General features: G+C 63.3%; 9 protein-coding genes. 7 read left to right on the forward strand and 2 right to left on the reverse strand.

The window, feature by feature from the left end:
* Window positions 1–52 precede the first annotated feature (52 nt).
* A complete protein-coding gene (locus THIDRDRAFT_RS00750) occupies window positions 53–1,624 on the forward strand; it encodes a hypothetical protein (protein WP_007038865.1) in 1,572 nt (523 codons plus the stop codon).
* Window positions 1,625–2,106: 482 nt separating this feature from the next.
* Here THIDRDRAFT_RS00750 and THIDRDRAFT_RS00755 read toward each other — a convergent pair whose 3' ends face one another.
* Window positions 2,107–4,605: a trypsin-like serine protease gene (locus THIDRDRAFT_RS00755; protein ID WP_007038866.1), complete on the reverse strand. Its 2,499-nt coding sequence runs from the start codon at window positions 4,603–4,605 to the stop codon at window positions 2,107–2,109.
* A gap of 306 nt (window positions 4,606–4,911) precedes the next feature.
* Here THIDRDRAFT_RS00755 and THIDRDRAFT_RS00760 point away from each other — a divergent pair, with 306 nt between their 5' ends.
* From THIDRDRAFT_RS00760 to THIDRDRAFT_RS00770, 3 genes are all read left to right on the forward strand, one after another.
* Window positions 4,912–6,021 (forward strand): glycosyltransferase, encoded by a 1,110-nt coding sequence (locus THIDRDRAFT_RS00760; RefSeq protein ID WP_040843520.1) that lies wholly within the window; start codon window positions 4,912–4,914, stop codon window positions 6,019–6,021.
* Window positions 6,022–6,061: 40 nt separating this feature from the next.
* Complete coding sequence (locus THIDRDRAFT_RS00765; protein ID WP_007038868.1) at window positions 6,062–9,511, forward strand: acyl-[ACP]--phospholipid O-acyltransferase; 3,450 nt, start codon at window positions 6,062–6,064, stop codon at window positions 9,509–9,511.
* Between the two features lie 179 nt (window positions 9,512–9,690).
* On the forward strand, window positions 9,691–10,644 hold the full coding sequence (locus tag THIDRDRAFT_RS00770; protein ID WP_007038869.1) for a 2-dehydropantoate 2-reductase: 954 nt from the start codon (window positions 9,691–9,693) through the stop codon (window positions 10,642–10,644).
* Window positions 10,645–10,755: 111 nt separating this feature from the next.
* On the opposite strand, the gene THIDRDRAFT_RS00775 is transcribed toward THIDRDRAFT_RS00770, so the two are convergent.
* Complete coding sequence (locus THIDRDRAFT_RS00775; protein WP_007038870.1) at window positions 10,756–12,330, reverse strand: bifunctional GNAT family N-acetyltransferase/carbon-nitrogen hydrolase family protein; 1,575 nt, start codon at window positions 12,328–12,330, stop codon at window positions 10,756–10,758.
* Between the two features lie 240 nt (window positions 12,331–12,570).
* Here THIDRDRAFT_RS00775 and THIDRDRAFT_RS00780 point away from each other — a divergent pair, with 240 nt between their 5' ends.
* The 3 genes from THIDRDRAFT_RS00780 to THIDRDRAFT_RS00790 are packed head-to-tail and all read left to right on the forward strand — an operon-like array spanning window position 12,571 to window position 14,968.
* The gene (locus tag THIDRDRAFT_RS00780) at window positions 12,571–13,569 is read left to right on the forward strand and encodes a zinc-dependent alcohol dehydrogenase family protein (protein ID WP_007038871.1); all 999 of its coding nucleotides are present in this window, start codon (window positions 12,571–12,573) and stop codon (window positions 13,567–13,569) included.
* 24 nt (window positions 13,570–13,593) lie between these two features.
* Window positions 13,594–14,232 carry a metallophosphoesterase family protein gene (locus THIDRDRAFT_RS00785; protein ID WP_007038872.1) on the forward strand — a complete coding sequence of 213 codons (639 nt, stop codon included), beginning with the start codon at window positions 13,594–13,596 and terminating at the stop codon, window positions 14,230–14,232.
* A complete protein-coding gene (locus tag THIDRDRAFT_RS00790; protein WP_040843525.1) occupies window positions 14,159–14,968 on the forward strand; it encodes a PP-loop family protein in 810 nt (269 codons plus the stop codon). Before THIDRDRAFT_RS00785 ends, THIDRDRAFT_RS00790 begins: the two co-directional genes overlap by 74 nt.
* The last annotated feature ends 38 nt before the right edge of the window (window positions 14,969–15,006 follow it).

Raw genomic sequence — 15,006 nt, forward strand, 5'->3', positions numbered from 1 at the left:
TTCAACACGTGATTCAGGCCCCCTGTTGCGTCAGTCTACCAAGGAATGAAATATGAAGCTCCTCTTCCGTACAGCCCTCGCGTCATTGATCCCCATAGCCGCCGCCAACGCGCTCGGGCTTGGGGATTCCACCTTGGATACCACCTGCGAGTCCTATTGCGAGAGCCAATATGGCTATGGCTTCGCGGACGGAAGGACCGCTGGCATCGAGGTCGGTTTTGGCCAGGGTGTCGCCGCCTGTGTCGCCGATCCACTCGCCTATGGCGTGACCCTCGCGTCCTGTATCCCCGCCGCGACCTACGGCGAGACCGAGCCGAACGACAGTCTCATCACGGCGGATCCCTTGACGCTGGGGGTGGCTTTCTGGGGGCAGAATTACAGTAACGCCGACCAGGACTGGTACTACACCCAGTCGACGGCCGCAAACCAGAATCTGACTCTCAGCTTCGCCGTGCCGGATTGGATCGAGGGGGCCAATCTCGCAGATGGAACTCCCGGTATCTGGAACGTCTCGGTGCGGGATGCCGCAGGCAATGTCTTCGCCAATTTCAATACCGACGTGGTCGGTGCGCTCTCCTCCAACCCGAATGCCGCGACCTATACGGTGACCCTCGGGTTGGTCGGAACCTATTACGTCCTGGTCCAACCGGCGGATAAGGCGACGCCCAATCAATTTGCCTATTCGATCACGGCCTTCTTGCAGGACAGCTCGCTGGATAACGAGCAGCCTGTCGCGGGCTTCTATGACTCCGAGATCGAGCCGAACAATGTGCCTTCGGCGTCCAATCCGCTCGCTACTGGCGTGGCCATGTACGGACTCATCAACCTCACCTTCAGTAGCGTTGTCACCGATCCCGACGATGACACGGCCACTGTCTGGGGGCAGGGTGAGAACGATTGGTATGTCTACTACACGGACGGTAACGAACTGGTGACCCTGACCTTCTGCGCGCGCGAGGGCTGCGCCAACGGAGACTGGAACGTTCAGGTCTACGACAAGCCGACGGCCACTGCCTGGGAATCGCTGACGGGCGCGGGCGCGTTGACGACCAGCCTGACGCCTCTGTTGTCCTTCAACACGGATACGGCAGCGGACAAGTCCATCACCTACAGCCTCGGTTTGAAGGATCCCGGCTATTACTTTATGAAGGTCAACCACAAGCGTCTCTTCACCGCGCCCTGCAACGAGTATCGCTATGTCACCGATTCAGGGGTGTTCGGCGATGCCTGTACCTGCGATTCCGACATCGCCTCAGGCCGCAGCTCGACCGGCAACGCCTGCTACATCCCGACCGACAGCTGCAGTGACAGCGCCAGCAGTCTGCTCTGTCGTAAAGTGACGGAGGACTGTACCTTCGGCAGCGATCCGGGCTGTCTCTTCAACACGAGTTCGCCTCCCGGGTGCGTGACGACCAAACCGGACGCGGACGCGGAGGAAGAGCTCTGTTCGACCTATGTCACCCAGGCGCGCTGTGCCTGCTCTTCCTACGGTGGGGTCGTCGAGGTGCCTGAGAACGACACCAGCAGTCCCTACAACTTCACCTGGTATGGAACCAAACTGCCGACCAACACCATCGACACGGATGCCTATGAGGACTACCTGAATCGCCCCAGTCCTTACTGATCCATCCCAAGTCGCATGACCACGAGGGGCGACCGGCGCGTTACGCGCCGGTCGCCCCTTTTCATTGATGCTGTAGATGTGAGGTTTAGGTCGGGGACCAGTTGTGACCCCGCGTAGGGCGCAATAGCGATAGCGTATTGCGCCGCATGGCAGGCAGCGGTGAGGTTTCGATCCCGCTCGTCGCTCGCATACGGCGCAATACGGCCGCTCCAAGATCGAACGCTGGCCGTTCATGGAATGTATTTCCAGTGGGCTGCGGTGTAGCCACCTGTTCAAGGCGGCCTATTGCGCCCTACCTGAGGTCGGGCATTTGTCTTCGGTGGGTTTGGCTTGGTATCGAAGTGCTTGGAAATCGTCCAAGCAGGGAGGCAATCGATCGACGATAACTGCTGCGGAACAGCAGATAAATCGCTAGCGGGTACTGGATTTGGCTCGGAGCCCGAGTTGCGCTCGGGCTCCGTTCGCTTCGAGTGGTGATCGGATCAGGGCGTGCAGATCGATTGGCTGCTTGCCTGGGGCGCGTTGAAGATCGCCCTGACATTGCTCGCCTTGCTCATGGTCAGCTCGCAACTGCTATCCGTTCCCGTACAGTCGCCCTCCCAGCCGGCGAAGACCGATCCGGCCGATGCGCTTGCGGTCAGGGTGACCAGCGTGTCCTTGGCGTATTCCGCGCGACAGACGCTGCCGCAATCGATGATTCCGGGGCCGACATCCGAGGTCAGATCCAGGTCCGTCATCCGTTCCATCCAGCTCACATAATTGGCGACCCGCGTGTAGGCGGTCGGGGCGGATTGGTCGTCGCAACCATTGCCGAAGCTCACGATGCCGGCCTGGGCATAGCCGCCACGTCCGTTGCCGACCGCAAGCGGGCTGCCGTCGTCCGACTGACATTCCGTGGTATCCGTCGCCGCCGAGGAGGTGCAGATCATGTTGTTGCTGAGCGCGCCATAGACCGTGCCGCAGACGCTGGGCAAGACGATGGTGGCATCGACCTTGGAGAGCACTGTCGCCAGATTGCCGCAGGCCGTCGTTGCCGTCCAACCGGTGACCGCGCCCGCTGTGCCCAGACAGGCCAGCGTTTCTTCACGTTCCAGGGTGACCGGGCGGATCGGGTCGGCGTACACCGGGCTCTTGAGCTCGATGAGCGCGATATCGTTGTCGCGGGTCAGCGGATCGAAATCCGGGTGCTTGACGATCCGCTTGACCTTGGACTCCTGTCCGCCGTATTCGAAGCGGTTGGATCCGGCCCGAATCTGGATGTTGGACGGCGAGACCGTGCTGTAGCGTTCGGTGCTGTCGTCGACGATGCAATGGGCCGCCGTGAGGATCCAGTAGGGATCGATCACGGATCCACCGCAGGTCCAGGAGCTATTGATGCTCCAGGTTGTGACCTTCAAGGCCGCCTGCCATGACCAATCGCTCTGGTCGATCTCGGAGCCGCCCAGAAGCTGCGGCTGTGCGGTGCCGGTGCTTTGGCTGGCGGACTGGCTCGTGAGTGAGGACACCACGCGTCCCTCGCCGGTGCCGCGTTTCTCTAGCGTCAACGGCAGAGCCTCCTCGTCCGGGCTCAGCCATTTGGATACATCCGTGTAGTAATTGGCGAAGGCGCCGTCCACGGTGACGTTATTGGCCGAGTCGCAGACGTCATTGAGGTTGCTGCCACAGGCCCCGAACAGTTGACCGACCACCTGTCCGTTTTCCTGCATCACGGGGGAGCCGCTGCTACCGCCCTCCGTCGCCCCGATAACGTCACGACTGAAGATGAAGGCGCCGCGTGGCATGGTCGTGGTGCCGCAATAGAGCACTGGACTCACATAGGCGTCGATCTCTTGGGTGGAATAGGCCTGCGGCGAGCCCAGGGGGTGACTCAGCCGATAGAGCGGTGTGCCACCGATATAGGCGACTGGCGTGCTGCTCCAGCCGAGGAACCAGGCCTCGGCCGGCGGATCCTCGTTGAGGACCATGAGGCTGTGGTCGTCCACCGCCGAATGATCGAGCAGCGTGGCCCCGAGCGTGGCCGTGTTGTCGGAGAGCGACGGGCATTCCGCGCCGCAGGATTCGGTCTGGTAGTTGAACCAGGCCTCCACCGTGGCCGCGACCTCGGGGGTGCTGATGCAATGGTTCGCGGTGAGGAAATAGGGGATGGTGCTGGAGTCGTCGGTATCCGCGAGCAGACCGCCGGTGCACATATAGCTTCCGTCGCCTTCGACGAAGTTGATGTGGGCGATGGCCTTGCGGACCTCATCGATGTGCTCCCAATCCGAGCTGTCGTAGCAAGAGCCGTCCTGGATACAGGGGGCGTTGTCCGGGCAGAAGGCCTCGGTTTCGGAGTCGATCAGCATCATGGCGCCGACCTTGAAGCTGACTTTGTCGGAGTCCGTGCCGGTGGTGTCGACCTGGACGTAAAGCCTGTCGCCTGGGAGCGAATGGCTCCAGAAGCTGCGGGCCTTGCCGCTATAGGGGCCTCGAACCTCGCCAGCGTCGTTGTAGACGTAGAGGGAGGATCCCTCGGGCAGACTGACATCGTCGAAGCGGACCCGAGTCGCGAGAGAGCCGACCGTGTCCAGTCGAACCGTCCAGGCCAGCCGATCGCCGCTGCTCTTGACCGTGCCCTGCTGGAAGGAATAGGTCTGATCCTTCATGGCCGCGACATCCAGGGGCTGCAGGTCGACACCGAGCGCAACCGACTTCATGAGACCGATCTTCAGCGGCGTGCCGCTCGCGGCGCTTGCGTTCGCCTCCGCGATCTTCTCGCGATCCTCGGCAGTGAATTCCACCGTTGCCGCCGCCGAGGCCGGACGCTGGCCGATCATCCGCTCCAGGTGTTGCAGCGTCGTCTGCTGCGCCACCTGCCGAGCCTGATGCGTCATGCCCGTGGTTTTGGGTTGAGGTAGCACCTCGACCGCAGACACCGTACCGGACCAGGCCAGCAAGCACAGCGGAAGCATAACCAGTCTTGCGGTCAGCCGACTTCTCTCCATCGCGATGACTCCTGTAAGACAATCATTATCTTGGGGTTTGGAGAATAAAGCAGTGGTCGCCGATCGGCCAACCCGGTCGTCGACTAATGAGTGCGTCCGGATCCCGGTCCGGGGCCGGTTCGAGCGCGTCGAGTTTGCGCCGCCGATCCGCGCTAGCAACGGAGCGCTCACCGCTCTATGTCCCTCGAATCGCATTCTATTCTAGTTGTCGTGAAGGTTTAGGATACGCTTGTCGCTATCTGGGCGTTCGCTGTCGTCGCGCGATGGAGTCGCCTCCCTTGCAATCCGCTGGTATCCCCATCGCTCATGTCCCGATCCCAAGCCCCGCTTGCCGTCTTCGCCTCATTCTCCGGGACCGGAGGGGTCGAGCGTATGCTCGTCAATCTGCTGAGAGGCTTTGTCGATCTGGGGCAGTCCGTCGATCTGGTTCTGGTGCGCGCGGATAGCCCGCATCTCGCGCGGGTTCCAGCCGAAGTTCGGCAGGTGCGCCTGAATGTGAAGCACAGCCTGCTCGCGGCCCCGGCGCTGGCCCGTTATCTGCGCGCGCGTCGGCCTGCGGCGCTCTTGGCCGCCAAGGATCGGGCGGGGCGCGCGGCCGTGATGGCGCGTACGCTTGCCGGGACCGGGACTCCCATCCTGCTGCGCCTCGGTACCAATCTCTCGACCGCCATGGAAGCGCGCACGGCGCTCGAACGCTGGCTGCGGTATGCCCCCATTCGTCTGCTCTATCCTAAGGTCGATCGCATCGTCGCCGTGTCCGAGGGGGTCGCCGAGGACACCGCCCGGATCGCCCGTATTCCACGCGAGCGGATCGGGGTCATCCGCAATCCGGTGATCACGCCTGAGCTCTCGGTCCAGGCCTCGCAGCCCTGCCACCATCCATGGCTTGCACCGGGCGAACCGCCGGTTGTCATGGGTGCGGGCCGGCTGCAGCGACAGAAGGATTTCCCGACCCTGATTCGTGCCTTCGCCCGGCTGCGCGCCGAGCGCGACTGTCGCCTGATGATCCTGGGCGAGGGCGCCGCTCGACCCAAGCTTCAGTCGCTGATCCAAGAGTTCGGTCTGGATGATTCGGTGGATATGCCCGGTTTTCAGACCAATCCCTATGCCTTTCTGGCACGTGCCTCGCTTTTTGTGCTTTCCTCCGCCTGGGAAGGGTCGCCAAACGTGCTGACCGAGGCCATGGCCCTGGGTGTGCCCGTGGTCTCGACCAATTGTCCGAGCGGACCCTACGAGATTCTGGGCGCCGGGCGACAGGGGCGGCTGGTGCCGGTCGGTGACGCGGAGGCGCTGGCCGAGGCGATGGCGGCGACCCTGGATGCGCCGATGCCGGCTGAACGCCTCCGGCAGACGGTCGCCGAATATGAGCAGACGACGAGTGCCAGACGCTATCTGGAGGCGCTCGGTCACCTTTAGGTCCCATTCAGACGACAATCCGCCGAACGAGGGTGAACTCATGGGTCAGCTGTTCCGCATCACCGGCTTTCTGTCCTACGTAACGATGCTCTTCCTCAATGCCTTCGTCGATCTGGGACACAAGATCGTCATCCAGAACACGCTGTTCAAAACCTACGATGGCGAAGCCCAGATCCTGCTGACGGCGATCGTCAACGCCTTCATCCTGCTTCCGTTCGTCCTGCTGTTCACGCCCTCCGGGTTTATCGCCGACCGTTTCCCCAAGAACCGGGTGATGCGCACGACCGCCTGGGGTGCGATCGGACTCACGCTTGGCATCACGCTCTGTTATTACCAGGGCTGGTTCTGGCCGGCATTCGGCATGACCCTGCTGCTGGCGGCCCAGAGCGCCTTCTATTCGCCGGCCAAGTACGGCTATATCAAGGAGCTGGTCGGCAAGGAATCGCTGGCTGCAGCCAACGGCTGGGTTCAGGCGACCACGAGCAGCGCCATCCTGGCCGGCATCTTCTTCTTCTCGGTGCTGTTCGAGCGTGCGCTCGCCGGAACCGCCGGTCTGTTGGATCCGGACGCGATCATGCGTTTGGTGGCGCCGCTCGGTTGGGTGTTGGTGTTCTGCTCGGTGATCGAACTCCTTCTGGCCTATCGACTGCCCCAGGTCAGCCCACAGAGCCCATTGAGCTTCGACTGGCATCAGTACCGCAGCGGACGCTATCTGGTCCGCAACTGGCGGGCCGCTTGGGACAATGAGGTCATCTGGCTCTCGATCGTCGGACTCTCGGTGTTCTGGGCCATCTCTCAGGTGATCCTGGCCGCCTTCCCCGCCTTCGCGAAGGAGAGCCTGGGCGAGACCAATACCGTGGTGATTCAGGGCATGCTCGCCTGCGCCGGGGTCGGCGTCATCCTCGGGTCGGTCATCGCCGGGCGCGTCTCGCGCAACCATATCGAGACCGGCCTCATTCCGCTCGGTGCGATCGGAGTCGCGGCGACCTTGTTTCTGGTGCCCGGTCTGGATTCGGTCTGGGCCCATGGTCTGAACTTCCTGCTGCTCGGCGTGCTGGGCGGATTCTTTCTGGTGCCCCTGAACGCACTGATTCAGTTCCATGCCGGCGAGGCCGGACTGGGGCGCGTGCTGGCGGCGAACAACTTCATCCAGAACCTCACGATGCTGGCGTTCCTGGGCCTGACCGTGGCGGCCGCCTATGTCGGAATCGACGGTCACGTCCTGATGTTGGCGCTCGCCGTCGTCGCGTTGTTGGGGGCCGTCTATACCCTCTATAAGCTGCCGCAGTCGCTGGTGCGTTTCATTCTGGCGCGGGCCATCTCGACCCGTTACCGCCTCAATGTCATCGGTCTGAAGAACATGCCGGCACAGGGCGGTGTGCTGATGCTCGGCAATCATGTCAGCTGGGTGGATTGGGCCATGGTCCAGTTGGCCAGCCCGCGTCCGGTGCGCTTCGTCATGGAGCGCTGGATCTACGAGCGCTGGTATCTGCGCTGGTTCCTCGACTTCTTCGGGGTCGTGCCCATCTCGCGCGGCAGCAGCCGCCAGGCCATCCAGACGGTCTCGACGCTGCTCGACGCGGGCCAGGTGGTCTGTCTCTTCCCCGAGGGGACGCTGAGCAAGAACGGTCAGCTCTCCGAGTTCAAGCGCGGCTTCGAGCTGGCCGCGCGGGCCGCCAAGTCGGGCGTGATCCTGCCCTTCTATCAGCGCGGGCTGTGGGGCAGTCGCTTCTCCTATGCGAGCGATAAGCTCAAATCGAACCGGCGCGAGGGACGGATGCGCGACGTGATCGTGGCCTTCGGTCCGACCCTGCCGCTGGATGCCAGCGCCGAGCGTGTCAAACAGGCGGTCTTCGAGCTATCGGTGACCTCTTGGCGGACCTATGTCGAGACGCTGCCGACTCTGCCGCTGGCCTGGCTGCGGACGGTCAAGCGCGATCCGGGCGCACTGGCCGTGATCGACTCGATCGGCACTTCACTGACCAATCGCCGTCTGCTGACGGCCGTGCTCCTGTTCGCCGGGCGGATGCGACGTCTGGTGCCCGAACCTGCGGTCGGGATTCTGCTGCCGGCCAGCAGCGCCGGGGCTATCGCCAACCTGGCCGGGTTGCTGTGCGGCAAGCGGGTGGTGAACCTCAACTACACCGCGAGCGCCGAGTCGTTGCGCGCAGGCGTCGAGAAGGCTGGGATCCGGCACATCGTCACCGCCGACCGCTTCCTGGCCAAGCTCGACCAACGCGGCATCGATCCGAGGAGCGTGCTGCCAGGGGTGACGCTGCACGCGATGGAGTCGATGCGGGCCGAGTTCGGGCTGCTGCGCGCGTTCTCCGCACTGGCCATCGCCACACTCCTGCCCGTCGGGATGCTCCATGCGCTCTTCTGTCGCGCCGGTCGGCCTGACGACACGGCGGCGATCCTCTTCTCCAGCGGCAGCGAGGGCGCGCCCAAGGGGGTCGAGCTCACCCATCGCAACATCATGGCCAACGTGCGCCAGATCTCGGACGTGCTCAATACCGAGCGCGAGGACGTGGTGCTGTCCAATCTGCCGCTCTTCCATGCCTTCGGGCTGACCGCGACCACCTTCCTGCCGCTGCTCGAAGGCATTCCCATGGTCTGTCATCCGGATCCGACCGACGCGGTCGGTGGCGCCAAGGCCGTCGCCCGCTATCGGGTCACGGTGCTCTGCAGCACCTCGACCTTCCTGCGGCTCTATGTCCGCAACCGACATGTGCATCCGCTCATGCTGCAGTCACTGCGCATCCTGGTCGCCGGGGCCGAGCGTCTGTCGCCCGAGGTGCGCGAGTCCTTCGCGCTCAAGTTCCACAAGGCTATCTTGGAGGGCTACGGTGCCACCGAGACGACCCCGGTGGCCAGCGTCAATGTGCCCGATGCACTAGAGACGGATACCTGGAAGATCCAGTCCGGCTCGCGTCTCGGCACGGTCGGGATGCCGCTGCCGGGCACCAGCTTCCGGGTGGTGGATCCGGTCTCGCTGGAATCGCTGCCGCCCGGTGAGGACGGTCTCATCCTGATCGGGGGCGTTCAGGTCATGAAGGGCTATCTCGGCGACCCCGAGAAGACGGCGGATGCGGTCGTCGAGCTGGACGGCACGCGTTGGTACAAGACCGGCGACAAAGGCCATCTGGACGCGGACGGCTTCCTGAGCATCGTCGATCGCTATTCGCGTTTCGCCAAGCTCGGGGGCGAGATGATCAGCCTCAGTGCCGTCGAGGAACAGGTACGCAAGGCACTCGAACAGGATGACCTGGAGATTGCGGCGGTCAATCTGCCCGATGAGCGCAAGGGCGAGCGTATCCTGCTGTTGACCACCGAGTCGATCGATCCGGATGCGCTGCGTCGGCGCATGATGGAGCAGGGGGCCAATCCGCTGAGCATCCCCTCCGAATTGCGCGAGGTCGCCGAGATCCCGAAGCTTGGCAGCGGCAAGACCGACTTCGGCGCGCTGAGACGCTTGGCGATGGCCGGCTGAGCGGCGCTCTATCGGGCGGAACTTGTGCCCTTTGACCGACCGGGCATGAGTCCCCACATTCTCACCCTTAGCCGATGAAGCGGAAACGCTGGTCTAATCCTTCCGCTGGCCGCTGGCCGCTGGCCGCTGGCCGCTGGCCGCTGGCCATCCTCGAACATCCCAACCGCATTCCAGATTCCATGACCCTGAATACATCGACTCCGCACGACCTCAGTTTCACCATCTTCGGTACGGGCGCCCTGGGCGGCTTCTATGGCTCCAGACTCCTGGCGGGTGGTTCCACTGTCCGTTTCATCGCCCATAGCGATGTCGACTTCATCCGCCGCGAGGGGCTACGCGTCGACTCGCCCCTCGGTGACCAGCATCACCAACCGGTCGAGGTCTATCGCGATTCGGACGTCATTCCGCGCAGCGATGTCGTCTGTGTCGGTCTCAAGAGCACCCAGAACCATCGTTTGGTGGAATTGCTCGAACCCTTGATCGGAGAGGGAACCCTCATCCTCAACCTGCAGAATGGGCTGACCATGGAGGAGGAGCTGGTCGAGGCCTTTCCCCAGGCCGTCGTGGTGGCGGGCCTGTGCTTTCTATGCTCGAACAAGGTGGGGCCGGGACATATCACCCATCTCGATTATGGCCTGGTCAGCTTTGCCCCCTTCGATGAGCGCGGACGCGAGCAGATCCCGGCGCTGATGGCGGCCTTCTCGGCCGGCGGCGTGAAGGTGGAGTCGCAGCCTTCACTGCCCCAGGCACGCTGGCGCAAGCTGGCTTGGAATATCCCATTCAACGGTCTGTCCGTCCTGCTCGACGTGGATACGAATCGCATCATGGCGGACCCGGACGGTCGTGTGCTCGCCGAGCAGCTCATGGCCGAGGTTGCATTGGGGGCCGAGACCTGTGGTGTCCCCTTCGACGAGGGCTTTATGCCCAAGCTGATGCAGATCACCGAGGCGATGACGCCCTATGCCCCCAGCATGCGTCTGGACTATCTCGCCAAGCGTGAGCTGGAGATCGAGTTCATGTACGAGCGGCCCCTGCGTGAGGTGTCCAAGCGGGGCGTGCGGCTGCCGGCTGTCGAGGCCGTTGCGCGCCAGCTGCGTTTCGTGGATCGGCACAATCGCGATCAGGCACGTTGATGTTGGGGTAGACGGCCTGCTCGTGTGTCGCCGCAGATTTCGCGGAGGGTCGTCGCGTGCGCCATCCGTGGCACTCCGTTCGATCCAACTAACGTTGGTCCTCAGTGCGCCTTATTTCTCACGCCAGATGGTGGTGTAAAGATCGTGTCTGCGGTCCTTGAGGTTCTGCACCGTGCCGCCGTTGCGGGCGGCGCGCAGCGCCTCCAGACGCAGGTCGGCGAAGGCGACCGTCTCGACGTTGGGTGTGGTGTCCGCAGCAATGCCGTCGCGCGCGAATGGGAAGTCGCAGGGCGTCAGGACGCAGCTCTGGGCATATTGGATGTCCATGTTGTGCACGTTCGGCAGGTTGCCGACGTTGCCCGACATGACGACATAGCATTGATTTTCGACCGCCCTTGCCTGGCCGCAATAACGCACGCGCAGATAGGACTGGCGCTCGTCGGTGCAGAAGGGGACGAAGATGATGTTTGCGCCTTGATCGACCAGATGACGGCCCAGTTCCGGGAATTCTGAGTCGTAGCAGATGAGTACGCCAATGGGGCCGCAGTCGGTGTTGATGGCGTTGAGCGACTGACCGCCTTCGATGTTCCACCAGTAGACCTCGTTGGGCGTCGGGTGGATTTTGGCCTGCTCGTAGACCTCGCCGCTGCGCAGACAGACGTAACAGATGTTCTCGACGCGCTCGTTGGGCATGCGCGTGGGGTGCGAGCCGCCGATGATGTTGATGTTGTAGCGCACGGCCATGTCGCTCAACGCCTGTTTGAGCGGTTCGGTGTGTTTGGTGAGCGCCTCGATGGATTCGGCCGGCGAGAGCTCCTCGCCCTCCATGGACAGAAGCTGCAGCGAGAAGAGCTCGGGGAAGACGACGAAATCGGCCCGGTAGTCGGCGGTCACGTCGACGAAATAGCGAACCAGGTCGATGAACTCCTCGAACGAACTTACGCGCCGCTGCATGTATTGCACGGTTGCGACTCGGACGGTGTCGGGAAGTCTGGCACCATAGGTCTTGGCGCGCTTCTCTTCCTGCTCGTCCGGTGCGTTCGGGTTGCGCCAAAGCAGATGCACGCCGTAGCCGAGCGATTCCTTGTCCTCGGGCAGATAATCCGGAAGAAGACCCACCACCTCGAAACCATTGCGCATCTGGAAGGTCAATACCGGATCGCGCTGGCGATTGGCGCGGACCTCCGTCAGATAGTCTTCCGGTCCGTCGAAGCGGCGCAGGCGCTTGGCGAGCGTCGGCAGGCGGCCACCGAAGACGATACCCTTGGCACCCCAGGAACGGGCCAGTTTCTTGCGCTCGTCATAGAGCCTCTGGCCGATTCTCAATCCGCGATAGTCGGGATCGACCACGACCTCCATGCCGTAGAGATAGTCGCCGTCCGGGTCGTGTCGAGAGGCGTAGCCGCCGCCAGTGATCTCTCGCCAGGTGTGGGATTTGAGCGCATGCTGCCCGTCGATCAGAAAGGTGGCGCAGTAGCCGACGATGTTTCCCTGGTATTCGGCGACGAATTGGCCTTCGGAGAAGTTGTTGATCTGACCCCGTAGCATTGCCGGGGAGTAGGTGCCCATTCCTGTTGGCAGGTAGACTTTCGACACCAGCGCACGAATGGCGGGGATATCCTCGATACGTGCATTGCGTACCAGCAAGTGCGGTTTGCTGGAGGTGGTCTTGTGGTCTGAAGGCATGCTGGAAGACTCCGGGATTCGAGGTCGCTGTTCGGCCGGTCGCATTCGGCGGTCGGTCGCGCGCGGACTGTGGGGGTGGACGGTTGAAGGCCAGTCTGAAGACTTGCGGCTTGTGTCGCTAGAGGCCACGCCCCCACATGCTAAAGCATTGGCATTGCGCTTGAACCCTTTCCACTCGTTCGGTTCGATCGCCTGGCGCATGCCGGGCATCTCATCTGGCGATTACATGCGGAGCAACCGATGAAATCAATCGAAATACGCGAGACCGGAGGTCCATCCGTTCTCCAACTGGCTGAGCGACCCTGTCCGGAGCTGACCGGTCCGGACGATATCCTGGTCAAGCTCGCGGCGGCCGGGGTGAATCCGATCGACACCAAGATCCGGTCGAACGGGCCCATGCTGCCGGCCGGGTTCCCGGCCGTTCTGGGGTGCGATGGTGCCGGCGTGGTCGAGGCCGTCGGCGAGGCCGTCACCCGCTTCAAGCCGGGTGACGAGGTCTGGTTCTGCTACGGCGGGCTCGGCGGTCCGGTGGGCACCTATGCCGAGTACATCGTACTCGACAATCATCTGGCCCAGGCCAAGCCACGCTCCATCGAGATGGTCGAGGCCGCCGCCGCGCCCTTGGTGCTGCTCACCGCTTGGGAGGCATTGCATGATCGTGCCCGTCTCCACGAGGGCCACAGGGTCCTGATCCATGCCGGCGCCGGCGGGGTGGGGCATGTCGCCATCCAGTTGGCCAAGGCGGCGGGCGCGCGCGTCTGCACCACCGTGAGCAGCCCGGAGAAGGCCGCCTTCGCTCACGCCCTCGGCGCCGAATATTGCATCAACTACCAGGAAGAGGATCTGGTCGGAGCGGTGATGGAATGGACCGGTGGCCAGGGTGTCGACATCGCGTTCGACACGGTGGGCCCCGCCGTCTTCCGACAGACCATTCCGGCCATGGCCCACTATGGCGATCTGGTCACCATCCTGGATCCGGGTCCGGAACTCGACCTCAAGGAGGCGCGTATGCGCAATCTGCGCATCAGTCTGGAGCTGATGCTGACACCGATGCTCAGAGACGTGCCCAGGGCGAGGGTGCAGCAGGGCGAGATTCTGCGTCGTTGCGCCAAGCTCATCGATCGTGGCGATCTGCGCATTCATGTCTCCGAGACCTTTCCGCTCGAACAGGCCGCCGCTGCGCACGCCCTGCTCGAACAGGGCCATGTAACAGGGAAATTGGCCCTGACATCGGCCTGACCGGTGCGCGGGCACGAGGCTATCGTGGACGAAGTTGCAAGCATGGATCTGATTCGTATCGCCGTTCTGTCCGACACCCATGGGGCGATCGATGCCCGCGTGCAGGAGGTGGTGGCCTCCTGCGACCTGGCCGTTCACGGTGGTGACATCGGCGGTGCCTCGGTGCTGGCCCAGCTCCAGCCCCGCCTCGGGCGGGTGCTGGCCGTGTCAGGCAACAACGATGTTGCGCGCAAGTGGCCAGAGGAGGACCGCCGTCTCCTGGTCCATCTGCCCGAGTGGCTGGAGCAGCCCCTGCCTGGGGGCATCCTCGTTCTGATCCACGGCCATCAGACCGTTGCCCGCGATCGTCATCGGGTGTTGCGAGCGCGTTTTCCACAGGCCCGCGCCATCGTTTACGGCCATAGCCACTACATGGTGCTCGACGACGAGCACGAGCCCTGGGTGCTGAATCCGGGCGCTGCGGGGCGCTCGCGCACCCATGGCGGGCCATCCTGTCAGGTGTTGATCGCGACTCCGACCGAGTGGCGGGTCGAGTCGTATCGCTTTCCGCTCTCGGTGTCGAAGCGGGGCCTGAGATACACTGGCGCCCATGACGACGCCCAATCACTCCCCACTCAAACCGCCCAAGTCGCTGTTACGCCAGGTCGGACGCGCGATCGCTGATTTCCGCATGATCGGAGACGGCGACCGCATCCTGCTCGGCGTCTCCGGCGGCAAGGATTCGCTCTCGCTGCTGCAGGTTCTGAGTCATCTGCGCACCTATGCCCCGGTCCGTTTCGACCTCGCCGTCCTGACCGTGGATCCGGAGGTGCCCGGCTTCGATCCCCAGTCGCTCAAGGACTATTACGATGCCCTCGGCGTGCCCTGGCACTATGAGCAACAACCGCTGATGGAGCAGGCCAAGGTCCACATGGATGGCGATTCGTTTTGCGCCTACTGCTCGCGTATGAAGCGCGGCATTATGTACCGCATCTGTCGCGAGCAGGGCTATAACGTACTCGCGCTCGGACAACATCTGGACGACCTTGCCGAGAGTCTGCTGATGTCACTGTTCCACGGCGGTCAACTACGGACTATGAAGGCGCACTACATGAACCAGGAAGGCGACGTGCGCATCATCCGGCCGCTGGCCTATTGCCGCGAGCGCCAGACGGCGGACTTCGCGACCAAGGCGGGTCTGCCCGTGGTACCGGACTCCTGTCCTGCCTGCTTCACCATGCCGAGTCGCCGCGAGCACATGAAGGCGCTGCTGGCACGCGAAGAGGCCGATCACTCGCATCTTTTCGCCAGCATCCTGCACGCGATCCGCCCGATCATGACCGAGGGCGATCTGCCCCAACCCGGCTGGCCCGGAAGCGAGGAATCGAGCGGGATGCGCTATCTGGACGCCGAGCGCTGAGGAGGCGTTCCAGCACGCAATTCCCGCTTGTGTCCCAC

It is taken from the genome of Thiorhodococcus drewsii AZ1 (assembly GCF_000224065.1).
In the GTDB taxonomy this organism is placed as follows: domain Bacteria; phylum Pseudomonadota; class Gammaproteobacteria; order Chromatiales; family Chromatiaceae; genus Imhoffiella; species Imhoffiella drewsii.